This window comes from Nocardia wallacei, assembly GCF_029868745.1.
Lineage (GTDB): Bacteria > Actinomycetota > Actinomycetes > Mycobacteriales > Mycobacteriaceae > Nocardia > Nocardia wallacei_B.
The window spans coordinates 1-13,277 of record NZ_JARWOP010000279.1; the positions used below are offsets into that span (position 1 = coordinate 1).

Consider the following 13,277-nt stretch of genomic DNA (forward strand, 5'->3'; position numbering starts at 1 on the left):
TGCCCGCCGACTACCGGGCCGATCTGGGCGCCGTGCCGGTCGAGGCGCTCGTGCACGTCGAGGTCGAATGGGCGGGTAAGGCGCCGGCGGCCAAGGCCGACGAGACGCGCTGGGTGGCGAGCCTGCCCTTCGGCGTCGACACGCCCGCCCTGGGCGCGATCGTCGGCAGCGGCGACCCCGCGGCCGAGGGCTTCGCCGCGCTGATCGACGCGCATCAGTCGGCGTCGTCGCTGTTCCGCGGCATCCGGACGATGGTGGCGCATCACCCCGACCCCAGCGTGCGCTCGTTCTGTCCGGTGCCGGGCGCGCTGACCACCAAGGCGTTCCTCGACGGTTTCGCGGTGCTGGCCGAGCGTGGGCTGTCGTTCGACGGCTGGGTGTACTCGCATCAATTGCCGGAGGTGACCGCGCTGGCGCAGCGCTATCCCGAGGTGACCATCGTGCTCGACCATCTCGGCACGCCCGCCGGGATCTTCGGCCCGGTCGGCAAGCGCACCGGCGTGAATCCCGGGGCGCGGCGCGAGCTGTTCGTCCGGTGGCGCGACGATATCGCCACGCTCGCCACCCATCCGAACGTGGTGGCCAAGGTGAGCGGGATGGCCATGCCGATCCTCGGCCACCCCGTCCCGGCGCGCGGCAATCCGACCCCGGCGCCGGAACTGCTGGAGCGGGCCGCGCCGCTGCTGCACCACGCCTTGGATGTCTTCGGCGCGCAGCGCCTGATCTGGGGCTCCGATTTCCCGGTGGACAAGCCGATCACCAGCGTCGGCAACAGCGCCCGGGTGGTGGTCGACGTGCTCGCCGACCACGGTGGCGGAGCGGCGGAACTCGACCAGATCTTCCGCGGCAATGCCCAGCGGGTGTACGGGATCGACGCCGAGCTACTGGCCTGACCGAATCCCATTGCCCACCAGGCTATTTCACCGTGTCACGCGACGACTTCACCACCACCGCCCTGCGGGCGCTGGGTGGCGGCTGAGCGCGGTGCTGGCGTCAGGGGTCCGTTCGTGGCCTAATGGTGGCGGGCGGCCAGTGGCGGCAGGAGGGTCCATGAGCGAGCAGACGACGCGGTCCGCGGATTACGAGGTGATCATCGTCGGGGCCGGGTTCTCCGGGATCGGCGCGGCGATCAAGCTGCGCGAAGACGGGTTCGAGGATTTCCTGATCGTGGACGATGCCGACGGGGTGGGCGGCACCTGGCATTGGAATACGTATCCCGGTATCGCCGTGGATATTCCGTCGTTCAGCTACCAGTTCTCGTTCGAGCAGAGTCCGGAGTGGTCACGGGTGTACGCGCCCGGCCGCGAACTCGCGGCCTACGCCGAGCACTGCACCGACAAGTACGGGCTGCGGCCGCGAATCCGCTTCCGCACCACCATCTCCGACGCCGAGTTCGACACGGACGGCGACCTCTGGCGATTGCGCACCACCGACGGCGACGAACTCACCGCGCGCTATGTCATCGCGGCCACCGGCGTGCTCACCCGGCCGAAACTGCCCGACATTCCCGGTGTGGAATCGTTCGCGGGCCGCACCATGCACACCTCCCGCTGGGACCATTCCGCGGACCTGCGCGGCAAGCGAGTCGCGATCATCGGCACGGGGGCCTCCGCGATACAGGTCATCCCATCGATCGCGCCGGACGTCGAGCGGCTGGTGGTCTTCCAGCGCACGCCGATCTGGTGCCTGCCGCGGCCGGACGCGACGCTGCCCCCGCCCGTGCGGTGGGCGCTGCGGCACCTGCCGGGCGGGCCAACGCTGGCGCGGCTGGCCAGCCAGGCGTTCGTCGAGCTGACCTTTCCCCTGTCGGCGCACTACTACTCCACCCTGCCGCTGGCGAAGCTCGGCGAACGCAGCGGGCGGGCGCATCTGCGCAAACAGGTGCGCGACCCGGCGATCCGGGACAAGCTCACCCCGCGCTACGCGCTCGGCTGCAAGCGGCCCGGATTCTCCAACGACTACCTCGCCACCTTCAACCGCGACAACGTGCTGCTGGAGACCGACCCGATCGCCGAGATCACCCCGACCGGCGTGCGTACCCGCACCGGCGCCATCCACGAGGCCGACGTACTGATCCTGGCGACCGGCTTCAAGGTGATGGAGGCCGGGAACATGCCGACCTTCGCGCTGCGCGGCGTCGACGGGCTGGACCTCGAGAAATGGTGGGACGAGAACCGTCTGCAGGCCTACGAGGGCGTGAGCGTGCCCGGCTTCCCGAATTTCTTCTCCATCATCGGGCCCTACGGATACAACGGGTCGTCGTACTTCACACTCATCGAGATGCAGACCCACCACATCCTGCGGCTACTGCGGCACGCCCGCCGCAAGCGGGTCACGCGGGTGGAGGTGACCCGCGCGGCCAACGAGCGGTACTTCCGCGAGATGCTGGATCGCCGTGCCGGACAAGTGTTCTGGCAGGACAGCTGCACGGTGGCCAACAGCTATTACTTCGACAAGAACGGCGATGTGCCGCTGCGCCCGATGAGCACCGTCGAAGCCGCTTGGCGGGCAGCGCATTTCGACCTCGGCGACTATCGGTTCGAGTCGGGGGCCACGGACGCCCGGGCCAGCTGAGCGGTGAGTTCGGCCCGCGCGGTGACCAGTGACGGGCCGTACCAAGTGAGGCTGCGGCCGGACACCAGGGCCACCGGAATACCCGGAAACGCCTCGGGCCCATCGGTTTCGGTGAACACGTAGGGCTCGTCCGGCAGCACGGCCAGTTCGACGCCGGCGGTCAGCTCCGGCCCGGACACCGTGGGGTAGCGCTCGTCGCGGTCGGCGTGCACGAGCCGCAAGCCGAGACGGCGGGCCAGATCACCGGTGAAGGTGTCGCGTCCGACCACCATCCACGGATCACGCCACACCGGGATCACCGTGTCGCGCAACGGTTCCGGCGCGGGCGCGGCCCAGACCTCTTCCGCCGCACGCAGCCAGGCGGGCGAACGGATACCGAGGGCCAGTTCGAACAGCCTCGTCATGGCGGTGAACGCCGCCGGTACCGTCTCGATCCTGGTGACCCACACCGGAATTCCCGCCGCGCGCAGGCGGTCGACATCGAGGCGCCGGTTCTCCTCCTGGTTGCAGACCACCAGGTCCGGGTCCAGCTCGGCGATGCGCCGGACATTCGGGTTCTTCGTCCCGCGTACCCGCTCGACCGCGAGATCGCCGGGGTGCGTGCACCATTCCGTGGCCGCGATCAGCCGCTCCGGGCAGGTCGCCGCGATGGCCTCGGTGAGCGACGGCACCAAGGAGACGACCCGGCGTACCGGGCGGCGCACCGGCACCTCCGTATCGAGATCGTCGCGCGGGATGTCGGCTGTGGTCATCGGTTCTATCCCCTGCCCAGCGCCCGGTAGCGGTCGCGCAGTTCCCGCAGGCCGGTCTCGGCGATGTGCTCGTCCTCGGCGGTCATCCGCAGCGCGCGGCGCAGCGGGACCGGGTCCAGGTCGTCGAGGGCGGGGCGGAACTCCGGCCGCGGGAGGCCGGGCAGCGCGATGTTCTCCCCGTACAGGTCGTCGGAGACCGTTGTGCCCGCGTCGTTCTGGACGCCGCTGATCAGCGTGTCCAGTTCGAGGCCGCGCAGCGTGAGCATGATCGACGGCTCGGCGTCGAGGCGTTCGGCGACGATGTAGCAGACCGCGGCCACGTGCTTGCACGGCCAGCCGGAATCGGGGCAGCTGCAGCCGAAGTCGAGTTCGGCGGCCGTGGTCGGCAGCAGTAGTGGTCCGAGTTCCTGCGGCAGGGCGCCCGAGGCCAGCTGGACGAGCATGCCGGGTGTATCGCGGACCAGGTCGATCAGTTCGTCCAGCCGCTCGTCGCGCAGTTGCCGCAGGGTCAGCACAGAGGTGAACGGGCGCGGCTGGCTGCCCTGCACCTCGGCCGTCACCGCGCCCGGCTCGACGTGGTAGGTCACCACCTGCCCGGAGCGGGCGTAGGTGCGCCCGCGCGTCAGCCGTCCCGCGTCGGCGACCTGCTCGACCGCCTCGATGAACGACCGGCCCCACCAGGTGCGGGCGAACGACCCGCGCCGACTGCGGGGTTCGACCCCGCCGCGCACCGGGCGGCGCTTGCCGTACTGGCTGTAATCGGTGAACGGGCTCATGCCGCCGCCTCGCTCATTCGCCCACCGCCTCGGACCCGAGGGTGAACAGTCGCTGGATCTCGTCGTTGCTGAATTCGGTGATCCAGTTCTCGCCGGTGCCGACGGTCAGATCGGCCAATTCCTGTTTGCCGCTGATCATGTCGTCGATGCGCTCCTCGATGGTGTCGACGCAGACCAGCTTGCGCACCTGGACGTCGCGGCGCTGGCCGATCCGGAAGGCGCGGTCGGTGGCCTGGTTCTCCACCGCCGGATTCCACCAGCGGTCCAGGTGCACCACATGATTGGCGGCGGTGAGATTCAGCCCGGTGCCACCGGCCTTGAGCGACAGCAACATCAGCGGCGGGCCGACGACGCTCTGGAAATTCTCGACCATGCCGTCGCGCCGCTTCTTGGACACCCCGCCGTGCAGGAACGGGATCGGAGTGCCGAACCGCTCGGTCAGGTACGGCTCGACCAACTCGCCGAACTCGCGGAACTGGGTGAACAGCAACGCCTTCTCGCCGTCGGCGAGTACCGCCTCCAGGACGTCCTCCACCAGCGCCAGTTTGCCCGAGCGGTGCTGCCCGCGCCGCAGCACCGCGGAGCCGTCGCCGAGGAAATGCGCGGGATGATTGCACACCTGCTTGAGCCGGGTCAGCGCGGCGAGCACCACGCCCTTGCGCTGAATGTCCTTGGACTGCTTCAGTTTCGCCATCATGTCGTCGACGACGGCCTGATACAGCGCGGCCTGCTCCACGGTGAGGTTGGCACGCACCGTCATCTCGATCTTGTCGGGCAGGTCGGAGATCACCGCGGGATCGGTCTTGACCCGGCGCAGCACGAACGGCGCGGTGACCGTGCGCAGCCGGGTGATCGCGTTCTCGTCGTGCTCGCGTTCGATCGGCACGGCGAAGCGGGCGTGGAACTGCGAGGCCTTGCCCAGCAGGTTCGGCGCCGCGAAATCGAGGATCGAGCGCAGTTCCTCCAGCCGGTTCTCCACCGGGGTTCCGGTGAGCGCCAGGCGTTGTCGCGCCGGGATGTGGCGCGCGGCACGGGACTGGCGGGTATTGGCGTTCTTGATGTGCTGCGCCTCGTCCAGCACCACCCGCTCCCACGGCTGCCGTTTCAGCTCCTCGACATCGCGGGCCAGCAGCGCGTAGGTGGTGATCACCAGGTCCGAATCCGTCACGGCCGCATCGAATTTCGCACCGGATCGGCGACCGGCGCCGTGATGCACCAGCACGCGCAGTTCGGGCGCGAAGCGCTCGGCCTCGCGCTGCCAGTTGCCGACCACCGACATCGGGCACACCAGCAGGGTCGGGCCCGGCGCGGAAGCTCTTGCGGCGGTTTCCCTTTCGTGCAGCAGCAGGGCGAGCACCTGCACCGTCTTGCCCAGGCCCATATCGTCGGCCAGGATGCCGCCGCAGCCGTACCGGTTCATCGTGGCCAGCCAGGACAGGCCGCGCAGCTGATACGGCCGCAGCTCCGCCTTCAGGCCCGCGGGCGGGTCGACCGGCTCGGCCGTGCGGGTCGACTCGAGCAGTCCGGCCGCCCAGCCGGTGGCGCGCACCTGCTCGATCGGCACGTCCTTCACCTCGGTCGTGGCGATCTGGGCGAGCAGGTCGGTGAGCGTGCCCGTCGTGTCGGAGGTGCGGCCGTCCAGGTAGGCCGCGGCGGCGGCCAGCGCCCGGTGGTCGGCCTGGACCCACTGCCCGCGCAGCCGCACCAGATCCGATTTGGACCGGACCAGCCGGGCCATCTCGGCCGGGGTCAGCACGATGTCGCCGAGCGCGAGTTCCCAGCGGTAGGAGACCAGCCCGCTCAGGCCGACCGCGGTCTCGGTGGCGGCCGGGCTCTGCACGGCCAGGCGCATGCTGGGGGCGACGATCCGCCAGGCACGCGGCAACAACAGTTGCACACCGGCCGCGTGCAGCGCGTGCGCGCCGTGCGCCACCAGGTCCTGGACCACCGCGGTCGGGAGCAGGAAGTCCAGGCCGCCCGGGTCGCGCGGCAGTTCGCGCAGCATCGGGTACGCCTGGACCGCCGCGGCCACCTTCTCCGTCGTGAGCTTCAACTGGCCCGGGTCGCCCTGGATCGGAACCGGTTGCGGGGCTTCGCCTTCCGCGCGCAGACACACCTCGAGCCGCCAGAGCGCGTCGGTGTCTGCCGCGCCCGTCTCCGGCTCCTCCTCGGGCTCCAGCAGGCGCAGCACCAGTTCCGGCTCGCCGAGGGTGAGGCTGGTGCGCCACTCCTCCAGCGCCGCGGACACTCGGTGCGACCCGGTTTCCAGCGGCACGTCCTCGGTCAGGGCCGCAACCAGCGGGTGGGTGTGCCGCGCCGCGACCAGATGCGCGCGGGCGACCGGATCCGCCAGCTCGCTCACCATGTTCTCGAGCACGGCGGAGGGGCGGGCGCCGACCCGCAGCGCGGGCGGCATCGCGGCGGCCAGCTCGGCCAGCCAGGCGCGCTGCCGCTGCCCGCCGACCAGCCGCCAGCGGACCCACCACGCGCCGTCGTCGCGACGGAGTTCGGGCACCACCCGCCCGGCCCGCACCCACCGATCGATGCCGTGCGCGACGTGCGCGAGGAACCGCAGATCGGCGGCGACCAGATGGTCAGGCAGCCGTTGGAGCAGCACCTCGGCGGCGGCAGACGGGGTCAACGCGTGCGCGCGCACCTCGGTGAGTTCCGGGCCCTCGGCGCCCGCGACCAGCACCTGTGCCCGATGTCGGAACCGCGCGCCCGTGAGCACCGCGCCCAGCGGATCGGGCAGGGCGGACTGCGCATCGGGTGCGCCGGATTCGGGATGGCGCCACAGCACCAGCCCCGCTCCGGGAGTCCACAACCCGTGCAGCATCCATCCATCCAATCAGCCGCCACCGACACGACTCGCGGCCGTCCCGCCGCACTGTGAGCAGAACGGTGTTTCCGCCGACAGCTGTCAGGCTACGAATAAGCAGCGCTCCGTCGGCCCGGACGACGGAGGCTCGTAACCCATCGACCGGGACGAGGATCGCGCCACCCGGCGCGCAGTAGGAGGATACGTGCGACCTGTCAAAGCCGGAATCGTCGCCGCGGCCCTGACCGCCGCCACCCTCGCGGCGGCCACCCAGCCCGCGGCCGCCGACGAGCCCGCGCCCAGCGGACCCGACGAGATCATCTCGATCGATATCAACCTGCTCGGCTGCTCCCTCGGCGCCGGCCTGGGCCTGGATCTGCTGCTCGCGCTCACGGCCGGGAACGGTTCGAGCGCCGTCGTGGGTTCCGGCCTGGCAACCCGGCTGCGCGCCGCCGGTTGCCTCCCGTGGAAGCCGTAACTCGGCATTCCGAGTGAAACAGCTTGCCCGGAACTGATTCCTGTCGGTGCCCGGGTGTAGACCTGACTTCGTGCGATGGGGAGGGCGCGGCGGGTGGGCGGCGGCAGCAGCCGTCGTAGTGGCGGCTGTCGGGGCGTTGGTCGCGGGCTGTTCGATTCTTCCCGGCGATCCGCCCGCCCCGGGCAGTCCTACGCGAACGCAGTTGGAGAGTCTGCTCGTGGCGGTGCGTGTCGTCGACAAGCGCGCCCGTCCCGGCGGATATCAGCGCGGCTGCCGCGCCGGGGAGGGGTGCGTCTTCGGCGCGGCCTGGTCCGACGACCACGACGGCCCCGGCGGACACGACGGCTGCGATTCCCGCAACAGCGTGCTCACCCGGCAACTGACCGCGGTGCGGCACCGTCCGGGCACCCGCGACTGCGTGGTGCTCGCCGGTGTCCTGCAAGATCCCTACACCGGCAAGCGCATCGACTTCGACAAGTCCCGCGCACGGGCGGTACAGATCGACCACGTCTATCCCCTGGCCGCCGCCTGGGACATGGGCGCGGCGAATTGGCCCCTCCCCCAACGCCTCCGGTTCGCCAACGACCTCGACTTCAATCTCCTCGCCGTAGACGGCCCCACCAACGAGGACAAGGGCGACCGCACTCCCGCCGACTGGCTCCCACCCGCCCACGCCTACCGCTGCTTCTACGCCGGTAAATACCTCACCGCCGCAACCCGATACGACCTCCCGATCACCACCGCCGACCGAGACGCCCTACGCCGGGTGACCCGAGGCTGCCCCTGAAGACACCTCGGGCGGGATCTCAGTCGGTGGCGACCGGACGCTTGGGGTCGTTGGACCATTGCGACCAGGAGCCGGGGTACAGGGTGGCGTCGATCCCGGCTACCGCCAGGGCGGCGACCTCGTGGGCCGCCGTGACTCCGGAGCCGCAGTAGACCGCTACGGCGTCCGAGTCGAGGTTCGCGAAACGGGCTCGCAGTTCCTCGGGGGATTTGAATGTGCCGTCGGCTCTGAGGTTTTCGGCGGTGGGCGCGCTGATCGCGCCGGGGATGTGACCTGCGCGCGGGTCGACGGGCTCGGTCTCGCCGCGGTAGCGCTCCCCGGCGCGGGCGTCGAGTAGCGAGCCCGGCCAGTTCGCCGCGCCGTCGGCGTCGGTAACGGGCAGGTTGTTCGGGGTGAGCACCACATCGCCGGGCGTGGGGTCGGGCTCGCCGCCGGTGGCGAGTTCGCCCCCGGCGCGCTCCCAGGCGGGCAGCCCGCCGTCGAGAATCCGCACGTCCGGCACCCCGGCCCAGCGCAGCAGCCACCAGGCCCGGGCGGCCGCCATGCCGCCGGTCGCGTCGTAGACGACGACCGGCTCACCCGACCGCAACCCCCAGCTCCGCGCGTACCTCTGCAAATGGGCGAGTTCGGGGAGCGGGTGCCGCCCGCGGGCCGGGGAGGGAGGATCGGCCAGCTCGGTCTCGAGATCGACGAACACGGCACCGGGTATGTGGCCGTCCAGGTAGTGCTGCGGTCCGTCCGGGTCGCCCAGCGCCCAGCGCACATCCAGCAGATGTACGCGGGACTCACTGTCGGACAGCACTTTCCGAAGATCCTCGGCCGAAATCAATACCGCGGTCAAGCCAGCTCCTCTGTCAGATCTGTACCCGGGACCGAACACCCTCACCCTACGACAGCACCGCGCCGCGCGACCGGATCCGCATCACCGGGAGTCGAATTCACCGGGAGCCGCAGTCACCCCGCGGGCCGCCGCAGCACCCAGCGCACCAACAGTCCCGCGGCCAACGCCCAGAAGGCAGCGCCGATCCCGAGCAACGCGACGCCCGAGGCCGACACCAGGAAGGTGACAGCGGCGGAGGTCCGGTGCTCGGTCGTCCCCAGCGCGGCGTGCAACGCCGCGGCCAGGGCGGCGATCAGCGCGAGCCCCGCGACGGTCTCCAGCACACCCCGCGGGGCGGCGGCCACCAGCGCGACCAGCGCGGCGGAGGCCGGCGCCAGCACCAGGTAGCAGCACCCCACACTGAACGCGGCGATCCAGCGCCGCCGCGGATCCGGGTGCGCGGCGGGCGCGGCCGCCAGCGCGGCGCTGATCGCGGCGAGATTGATCGCGTGCCCGCCCGCGAAACGCACCCGCGACCGTGCCGAGCCCGGTCGTCCCCATCGCCGCCCGCCACGGCACCCGGTAGCCGAACGAGCTCATCAGGGCCGTCCCGGGAATGTTCTGCCCGGCCATGGTGACGATGTACAGCGGGACCGCGACCCCGATCACCGCCTGCCAACTCCAGTGCGGCACAGTGAATTCCACGTGGGGCACCATCGCGCCGACATCGATCCGGCGATGGGTGAGGGCGATGTCGACGCCGGCACCGATCGCGGCGGTCACGAAGGCCGCGGGCACCGCCCAGCGCGCGGCAAAGCGCTGCAGCGCCAGCCACACCACCAGCACCGGGATCACCACGGCCGGGCTGGTGCGCAGCGCCCCCACCGGCGCCAGGCACAGCGGCATTAGCACCCCGGCCAGCATGGCCTGCGCGATCTCGACCGGGATCGCCGCGATCAGCCGTCCCAGCCGATCCCACCACCCGGTGAGCACCACGAGCGCTCCGGTCACCACGAACGCCCCGACCGCCGCGGGCCAGCCGCCCGCGACCGCGCCCGTGCTCGCCAGCAGGGCGGCGCCGGGCGTCGACCAGGCCAGCGTGATCGGCATCCGATAGCGGCGGCTCAGCAGCAGGATCCCGACGGCCTGCGTGACACACACCGCCAGCAGTCCCGACGCGGCCTGCGCGGGCGTGGCGCCCATTGCCGTGAGCCCGGCCAGCACCACCGCGAACGAACTGGTGAACCCGACCAGCGCCGCCACCACCCCGGCGCCCACCGCGTGCAGCGGCCCGGCGTCGGGCGGAGTGGCGGTGGTCGGCGCGGAGGCAGCGGTCGCAGTCACCGCGCCATAGTCGCCAACACCGAGCAGTCCAGTCACGAGCCAATCCCTCGAAACTGGCCTGAATTACCGACAATTCAGCGCGGGCGGGCGTTCCCGCCGCCGGAACCGTCCTCGGCCGCGGTGGCGGGCCGGGGTGCGATGCCGGTCGGATTCGACATCCGCCGCAGCAGCGGCGCCGAACGCGGACCGACCAGCTGCCGCATGACCAACGCCATATTGGTCCGTTCGACACCGGGGATCTTCAGGATCCGCCCGGCGATGCGGTAGAGATCGTCGGCATCGCGCGCGACCACCCGGACCGTGAGATCGGTCGGCCCGGTCATGCCGCACACCTCCGTCACCTCGGGCACCTCGGCCAGCTCATCGACCACCGAATCCAGGGTGTGCTGGTCGACCACCACCGCCACGAAGGCGGCCAGCGGATAACCCAGCGCGCGCGGATCGACCCGGCGCTCGAAACCGGCCAGCACGCCGCCCGCCTCCCAGCGGGCGAGCCGAGCCTGCACGGTATTGCGCGACAGCCCGAGCCGGGTAGCCAGTTCGACTCCGGTGGCGCGGGGGTTGGCGACCAGTTCCAGCAATAGCCGCGCATCGGTCGCATCGACCACGGCCCCGGCAGGCTCTCCACTCGACATGCACGCAGTATGACAGCCATCACTGCGTCGGCCAATCTGATCAAGGCAGGCAGTATGCCCGCGAACGTCCGAACCGTGACGAGCACTTTGCACAGTTCGCGTGTCGTCACTTGCGCAACAAGCTCAACCGTGGATGCTGTGTGATACAGCACACTCTCACGTCGCCGAGTACGGAGACCCCGGCGGGGCGACGGACAGGAGGGGATGGTTATGGCCGACCCGCTCACCTACCCGGTGCAATTGGTCCAGCCCGACGGCCGCCGCGTGCACGATCGCGAGCACGCCGCCCTGGTATCCGATGTCGGACCCGAACGGCTGCGGCAACTGTACGAGGACATGGTGGTCGCCCGCCGCATCGATGTGGAGGCGACCGCGTTGCAACGCCAGGGCCAGCTGGGCCTGTGGCCCCCGCTGCTCGGGCAGGAGGCGGCACAGATCGGTTCCGCCCACGCCCTGCACCCCGACGACTACGTGTTCTGCAGTTATCGCGAGGCCGGCGTCGCCTACTGCCGCGGGGTCGACCCGGGCGAGATCACCCGGTTGTGGCGCGGCGTGGCACACCACTGCTGGGATCCGGCCGAGATCAACATGACCAATCCGGCCATCGTGGTCGGGGCGCAGGGCCTGCACGCCACCGGTTACGCCTACGCCGCGCACCTCGACGGCGCCGAGATCGCGGTGCTCACCTACTTCGGCGACGGCGCGACCAGCCAGGGCGACGTGGCCGAGGCGCTCGGCTTCGCCGCCTCGTGGAGCGCGCCGGTGGTGTTCTTCTGCACGAACAACCAGTGGGCTATCAGCGAACCCGTGCGCGTGCAGAGCGCGACCCCGATCGCGCGGCGCGCGTACGGCTACGGCATCCCGGGTGTGCAGGTCGACGGCAACGACGTGCTGGCGGTGCTCGCGCTGACCCGCCAGGCGGTGGCCCGTGCCCGGACCGGCGGCGGGCCGTCGTTCATCGAGGCCATCACCTACCGGATGGGCCCGCACACCACCGCCGACGATCCCTCCCGCTACCGCTCGGCCGCCGAGACCGAGCTGTGGCAGCGCCGCGACCCGATCGACCGGATACGGCGCCTCCTCGAACGAGAAGGCCTGTGGGACAGTGCCTTCGAGAAACGCGTCGGCGCTCGCTCGGACGAGGTCGGCGCCCGGCTGCGGGCGGCGACGATCGAGATGCCCGACCCCGACCCGGCGCAACTGTTCGAGCACGTCTACCGCACCGCGCACCCCCTGATCGAGGAGGAACGCCAGGAGTACGCGGAATACCTGGCAGGCGACCACATCTCGGAAGGAGTCCGGCCATGATCACCACCTTCGCGGGCGCCCTGAACACCGGACTGCGCCGCGCTTTGGAGGACGACGCCAAGGTCGTGCTGATGGGCGAGGACATCGGGCGGCTCGGCGGCGTCTTCCGGGTGACCGACGCGCTGCAGAAGGACTTCGGCAACAACCGCGTCATCGATACGCCGCTGGCCGAATCCGGCATCATCGGAACGGCTTTCGGCATGGCGCTGCGCGGCTACCGGCCGGTCTGCGAGATCCAGTTCGACGGCTTCGTGTATCCGGCGTTCGATCAGATCGTCTCCCAGGTCGCCAAGATCCACTATCGCACGCAGGGAAAGGTGTTCGCGCCCATCACGGTCCGCATTCCGTGCGGCGGCGGCATCGGCTCGGTGGAGCACCACTCCGAATCCCCGGAGGCCTATTTCGCGCACACCGCCGGATTGCGCGTCGTCATGCCCAGCGATCCCGCCGACGCCTATCTCATGCTCCGCCAAGCGATTTCGCTGGACGATCCGGTCGTCTTCTTCGAACCCAAGCGCCGCTACTGGGACAAGGACGACGTCGATTTCACCGCCCTGGACGACGACCCGTTCCCGCTCGACCGGGCCCGGATCCGCCGCGCGGGTGACGACGCCACCGTGGTGGCCTACGGCGGCATGGTCCGTACCGCACTGACGGCGGCGGAAATTGCGGCGAGCGAGGGCCGTTCGCTGGAGGTGATCGACCTGCGTAGTCTGTCGCCGATCGATGTCGACACCATCGCCGAATCGGTCAATCGGACCGGACGGTTGATCATCACTCACGAGGCGCCCGTCTTCGCCGGTCTGGGCGCCGAGATCGCCGCCCGCGTCACCGAACGGTGTTTCTACTACTTGGAGGCGCCGGTACTGCGCGTCGGAGGCTTCGACATCCCGTATCCCCCCGCTAAGCTCGAACGGCACCACCTGCCCGACCCCGACCGCATTCTCGCCGCGGTCGACCGCACGCTCGCCGCCTGACCAGACCG

Annotated in this window: 11 protein-coding genes and 1 pseudogene; 6 read left to right on the forward strand and 6 right to left on the reverse strand. The window is 70.6% G+C overall.

The window, feature by feature from the left end; translation table 11 throughout:
- On the forward strand, positions 1–893 hold an 893-nt coding region (locus tag QH470_RS24800; protein WP_280274743.1), incomplete at its 5' end, for an amidohydrolase family protein.
- 157 nt (positions 894–1,050) lie between these two features.
- Positions 1,051–2,574, forward strand: coding sequence for a flavin-containing monooxygenase (locus tag QH470_RS24805; protein ID WP_280274744.1), 1,524 nt, complete (start codon positions 1,051–1,053; stop codon positions 2,572–2,574).
- On the opposite strand, the gene QH470_RS24810 is transcribed toward QH470_RS24805, so the two are convergent.
- From QH470_RS24810 to QH470_RS24820, 3 genes are read right to left on the reverse strand one after another with little or no spacing between them, the layout of a single operon-like run.
- Positions 2,532–3,326, reverse strand: coding sequence for a helical backbone metal receptor (locus QH470_RS24810; protein ID WP_280274745.1), 795 nt, complete (start codon positions 3,324–3,326; stop codon positions 2,532–2,534). The genes QH470_RS24805 and QH470_RS24810 overlap by 43 nt on opposite strands.
- A 5-nt stretch (positions 3,327–3,331) precedes the next feature.
- Entirely contained in the window at positions 3,332–4,102 is a 771-nt protein-coding gene (locus QH470_RS24815) for an SWIM zinc finger family protein (protein ID WP_280274746.1), read from the reverse strand.
- Positions 4,103–4,115: 13 nt separating this feature from the next.
- Positions 4,116–6,938, reverse strand: a complete 2,823-nt coding sequence (locus QH470_RS24820) for a DEAD/DEAH box helicase (RefSeq protein ID WP_280274747.1) — start codon at positions 6,936–6,938, stop codon at positions 4,116–4,118.
- A gap of 187 nt (positions 6,939–7,125) precedes the next feature.
- Between QH470_RS24820 and QH470_RS24825 the strand changes: the two genes are divergently transcribed.
- The gene (locus QH470_RS24825; protein WP_280274748.1) at positions 7,126–7,398 is read left to right on the forward strand and encodes a hypothetical protein; all 273 of its coding nucleotides are present in this window, start codon (positions 7,126–7,128) and stop codon (positions 7,396–7,398) included.
- Positions 7,399–7,516: 118 nt separating this feature from the next.
- A complete protein-coding gene (locus QH470_RS24830; protein ID WP_280274749.1) occupies positions 7,517–8,185 on the forward strand; it encodes an HNH endonuclease family protein in 669 nt (222 codons plus the stop codon).
- A gap of 19 nt (positions 8,186–8,204) precedes the next feature.
- Here the strand turns inward: QH470_RS24830 and QH470_RS24835 are convergent, their stop codons facing one another.
- The 3 genes and pseudogenes from QH470_RS24835 to QH470_RS24845 all read right to left on the reverse strand — a co-directional run bounded on the left by QH470_RS24835 (position 8,205) and on the right by QH470_RS24845 (position 10,984).
- Positions 8,205–9,026 carry a sulfurtransferase gene (locus tag QH470_RS24835; protein WP_280274750.1) on the reverse strand — a complete coding sequence of 274 codons (822 nt, stop codon included), beginning with the start codon at positions 9,024–9,026 and terminating at the stop codon, positions 8,205–8,207.
- A gap of 113 nt (positions 9,027–9,139) precedes the next feature.
- Positions 9,140–10,292 (reverse strand): annotated as a pseudogene (locus QH470_RS24840) (benzoate/H(+) symporter BenE family transporter).
- Positions 10,293–10,423: 131 nt separating this feature from the next.
- A complete protein-coding gene (locus tag QH470_RS24845; RefSeq protein ID WP_280274751.1) occupies positions 10,424–10,984 on the reverse strand; it encodes an Lrp/AsnC family transcriptional regulator in 561 nt (186 codons plus the stop codon).
- Positions 10,985–11,194: 210 nt separating this feature from the next.
- Between QH470_RS24845 and pdhA the strand changes: the two genes are divergently transcribed.
- Both pdhA and QH470_RS24855 read left to right on the forward strand, forming a co-directional pair.
- Positions 11,195–12,292: a pyruvate dehydrogenase (acetyl-transferring) E1 component subunit alpha gene (gene pdhA, locus QH470_RS24850; protein WP_280274752.1), complete on the forward strand. Its 1,098-nt coding sequence runs from the start codon at positions 11,195–11,197 to the stop codon at positions 12,290–12,292.
- A complete protein-coding gene (locus QH470_RS24855) occupies positions 12,289–13,269 on the forward strand; it encodes an alpha-ketoacid dehydrogenase subunit beta (RefSeq protein ID WP_280274753.1) in 981 nt (326 codons plus the stop codon). Before pdhA ends, QH470_RS24855 begins: the two co-directional genes overlap by 4 nt.
- Positions 13,270–13,277 lie beyond the last annotated feature (8 nt).

What these genes read in the sequence shown, in the direction of transcription:
- QH470_RS24810 (WP_280274745.1), bottom strand. Translation starts at nt 3,326, where the DNA reads ATGACCACAGCCGACATCCCGCGCGACGATCTCGATACGGAGGTGCCG.
- QH470_RS24820 (WP_280274747.1), bottom strand. Translation starts at nt 6,938, where the DNA reads ATGCTGCACGGGTTGTGGACTCCCGGAGCGGGGCTGGTGCTGTGGCGC.
- QH470_RS24805 (WP_280274744.1), top strand. Translation starts at nt 1,051, where the DNA reads ATGAGCGAGCAGACGACGCGGTCCGCGGATTACGAGGTGATCATCGTC.
- QH470_RS24815 (WP_280274746.1), bottom strand. Translation starts at nt 4,102, where the DNA reads ATGAGCCCGTTCACCGATTACAGCCAGTACGGCAAGCGCCGCCCGGTG.
- QH470_RS24845 (WP_280274751.1), bottom strand. Translation starts at nt 10,984, where the DNA reads ATGTCGAGTGGAGAGCCTGCCGGGGCCGTGGTCGATGCGACCGATGCG.
- QH470_RS24855 (WP_280274753.1), top strand. Translation starts at nt 12,289, where the DNA reads ATGATCACCACCTTCGCGGGCGCCCTGAACACCGGACTGCGCCGCGCT.
- pdhA (WP_280274752.1), top strand. Translation starts at nt 11,195, where the DNA reads ATGGCCGACCCGCTCACCTACCCGGTGCAATTGGTCCAGCCCGACGGC.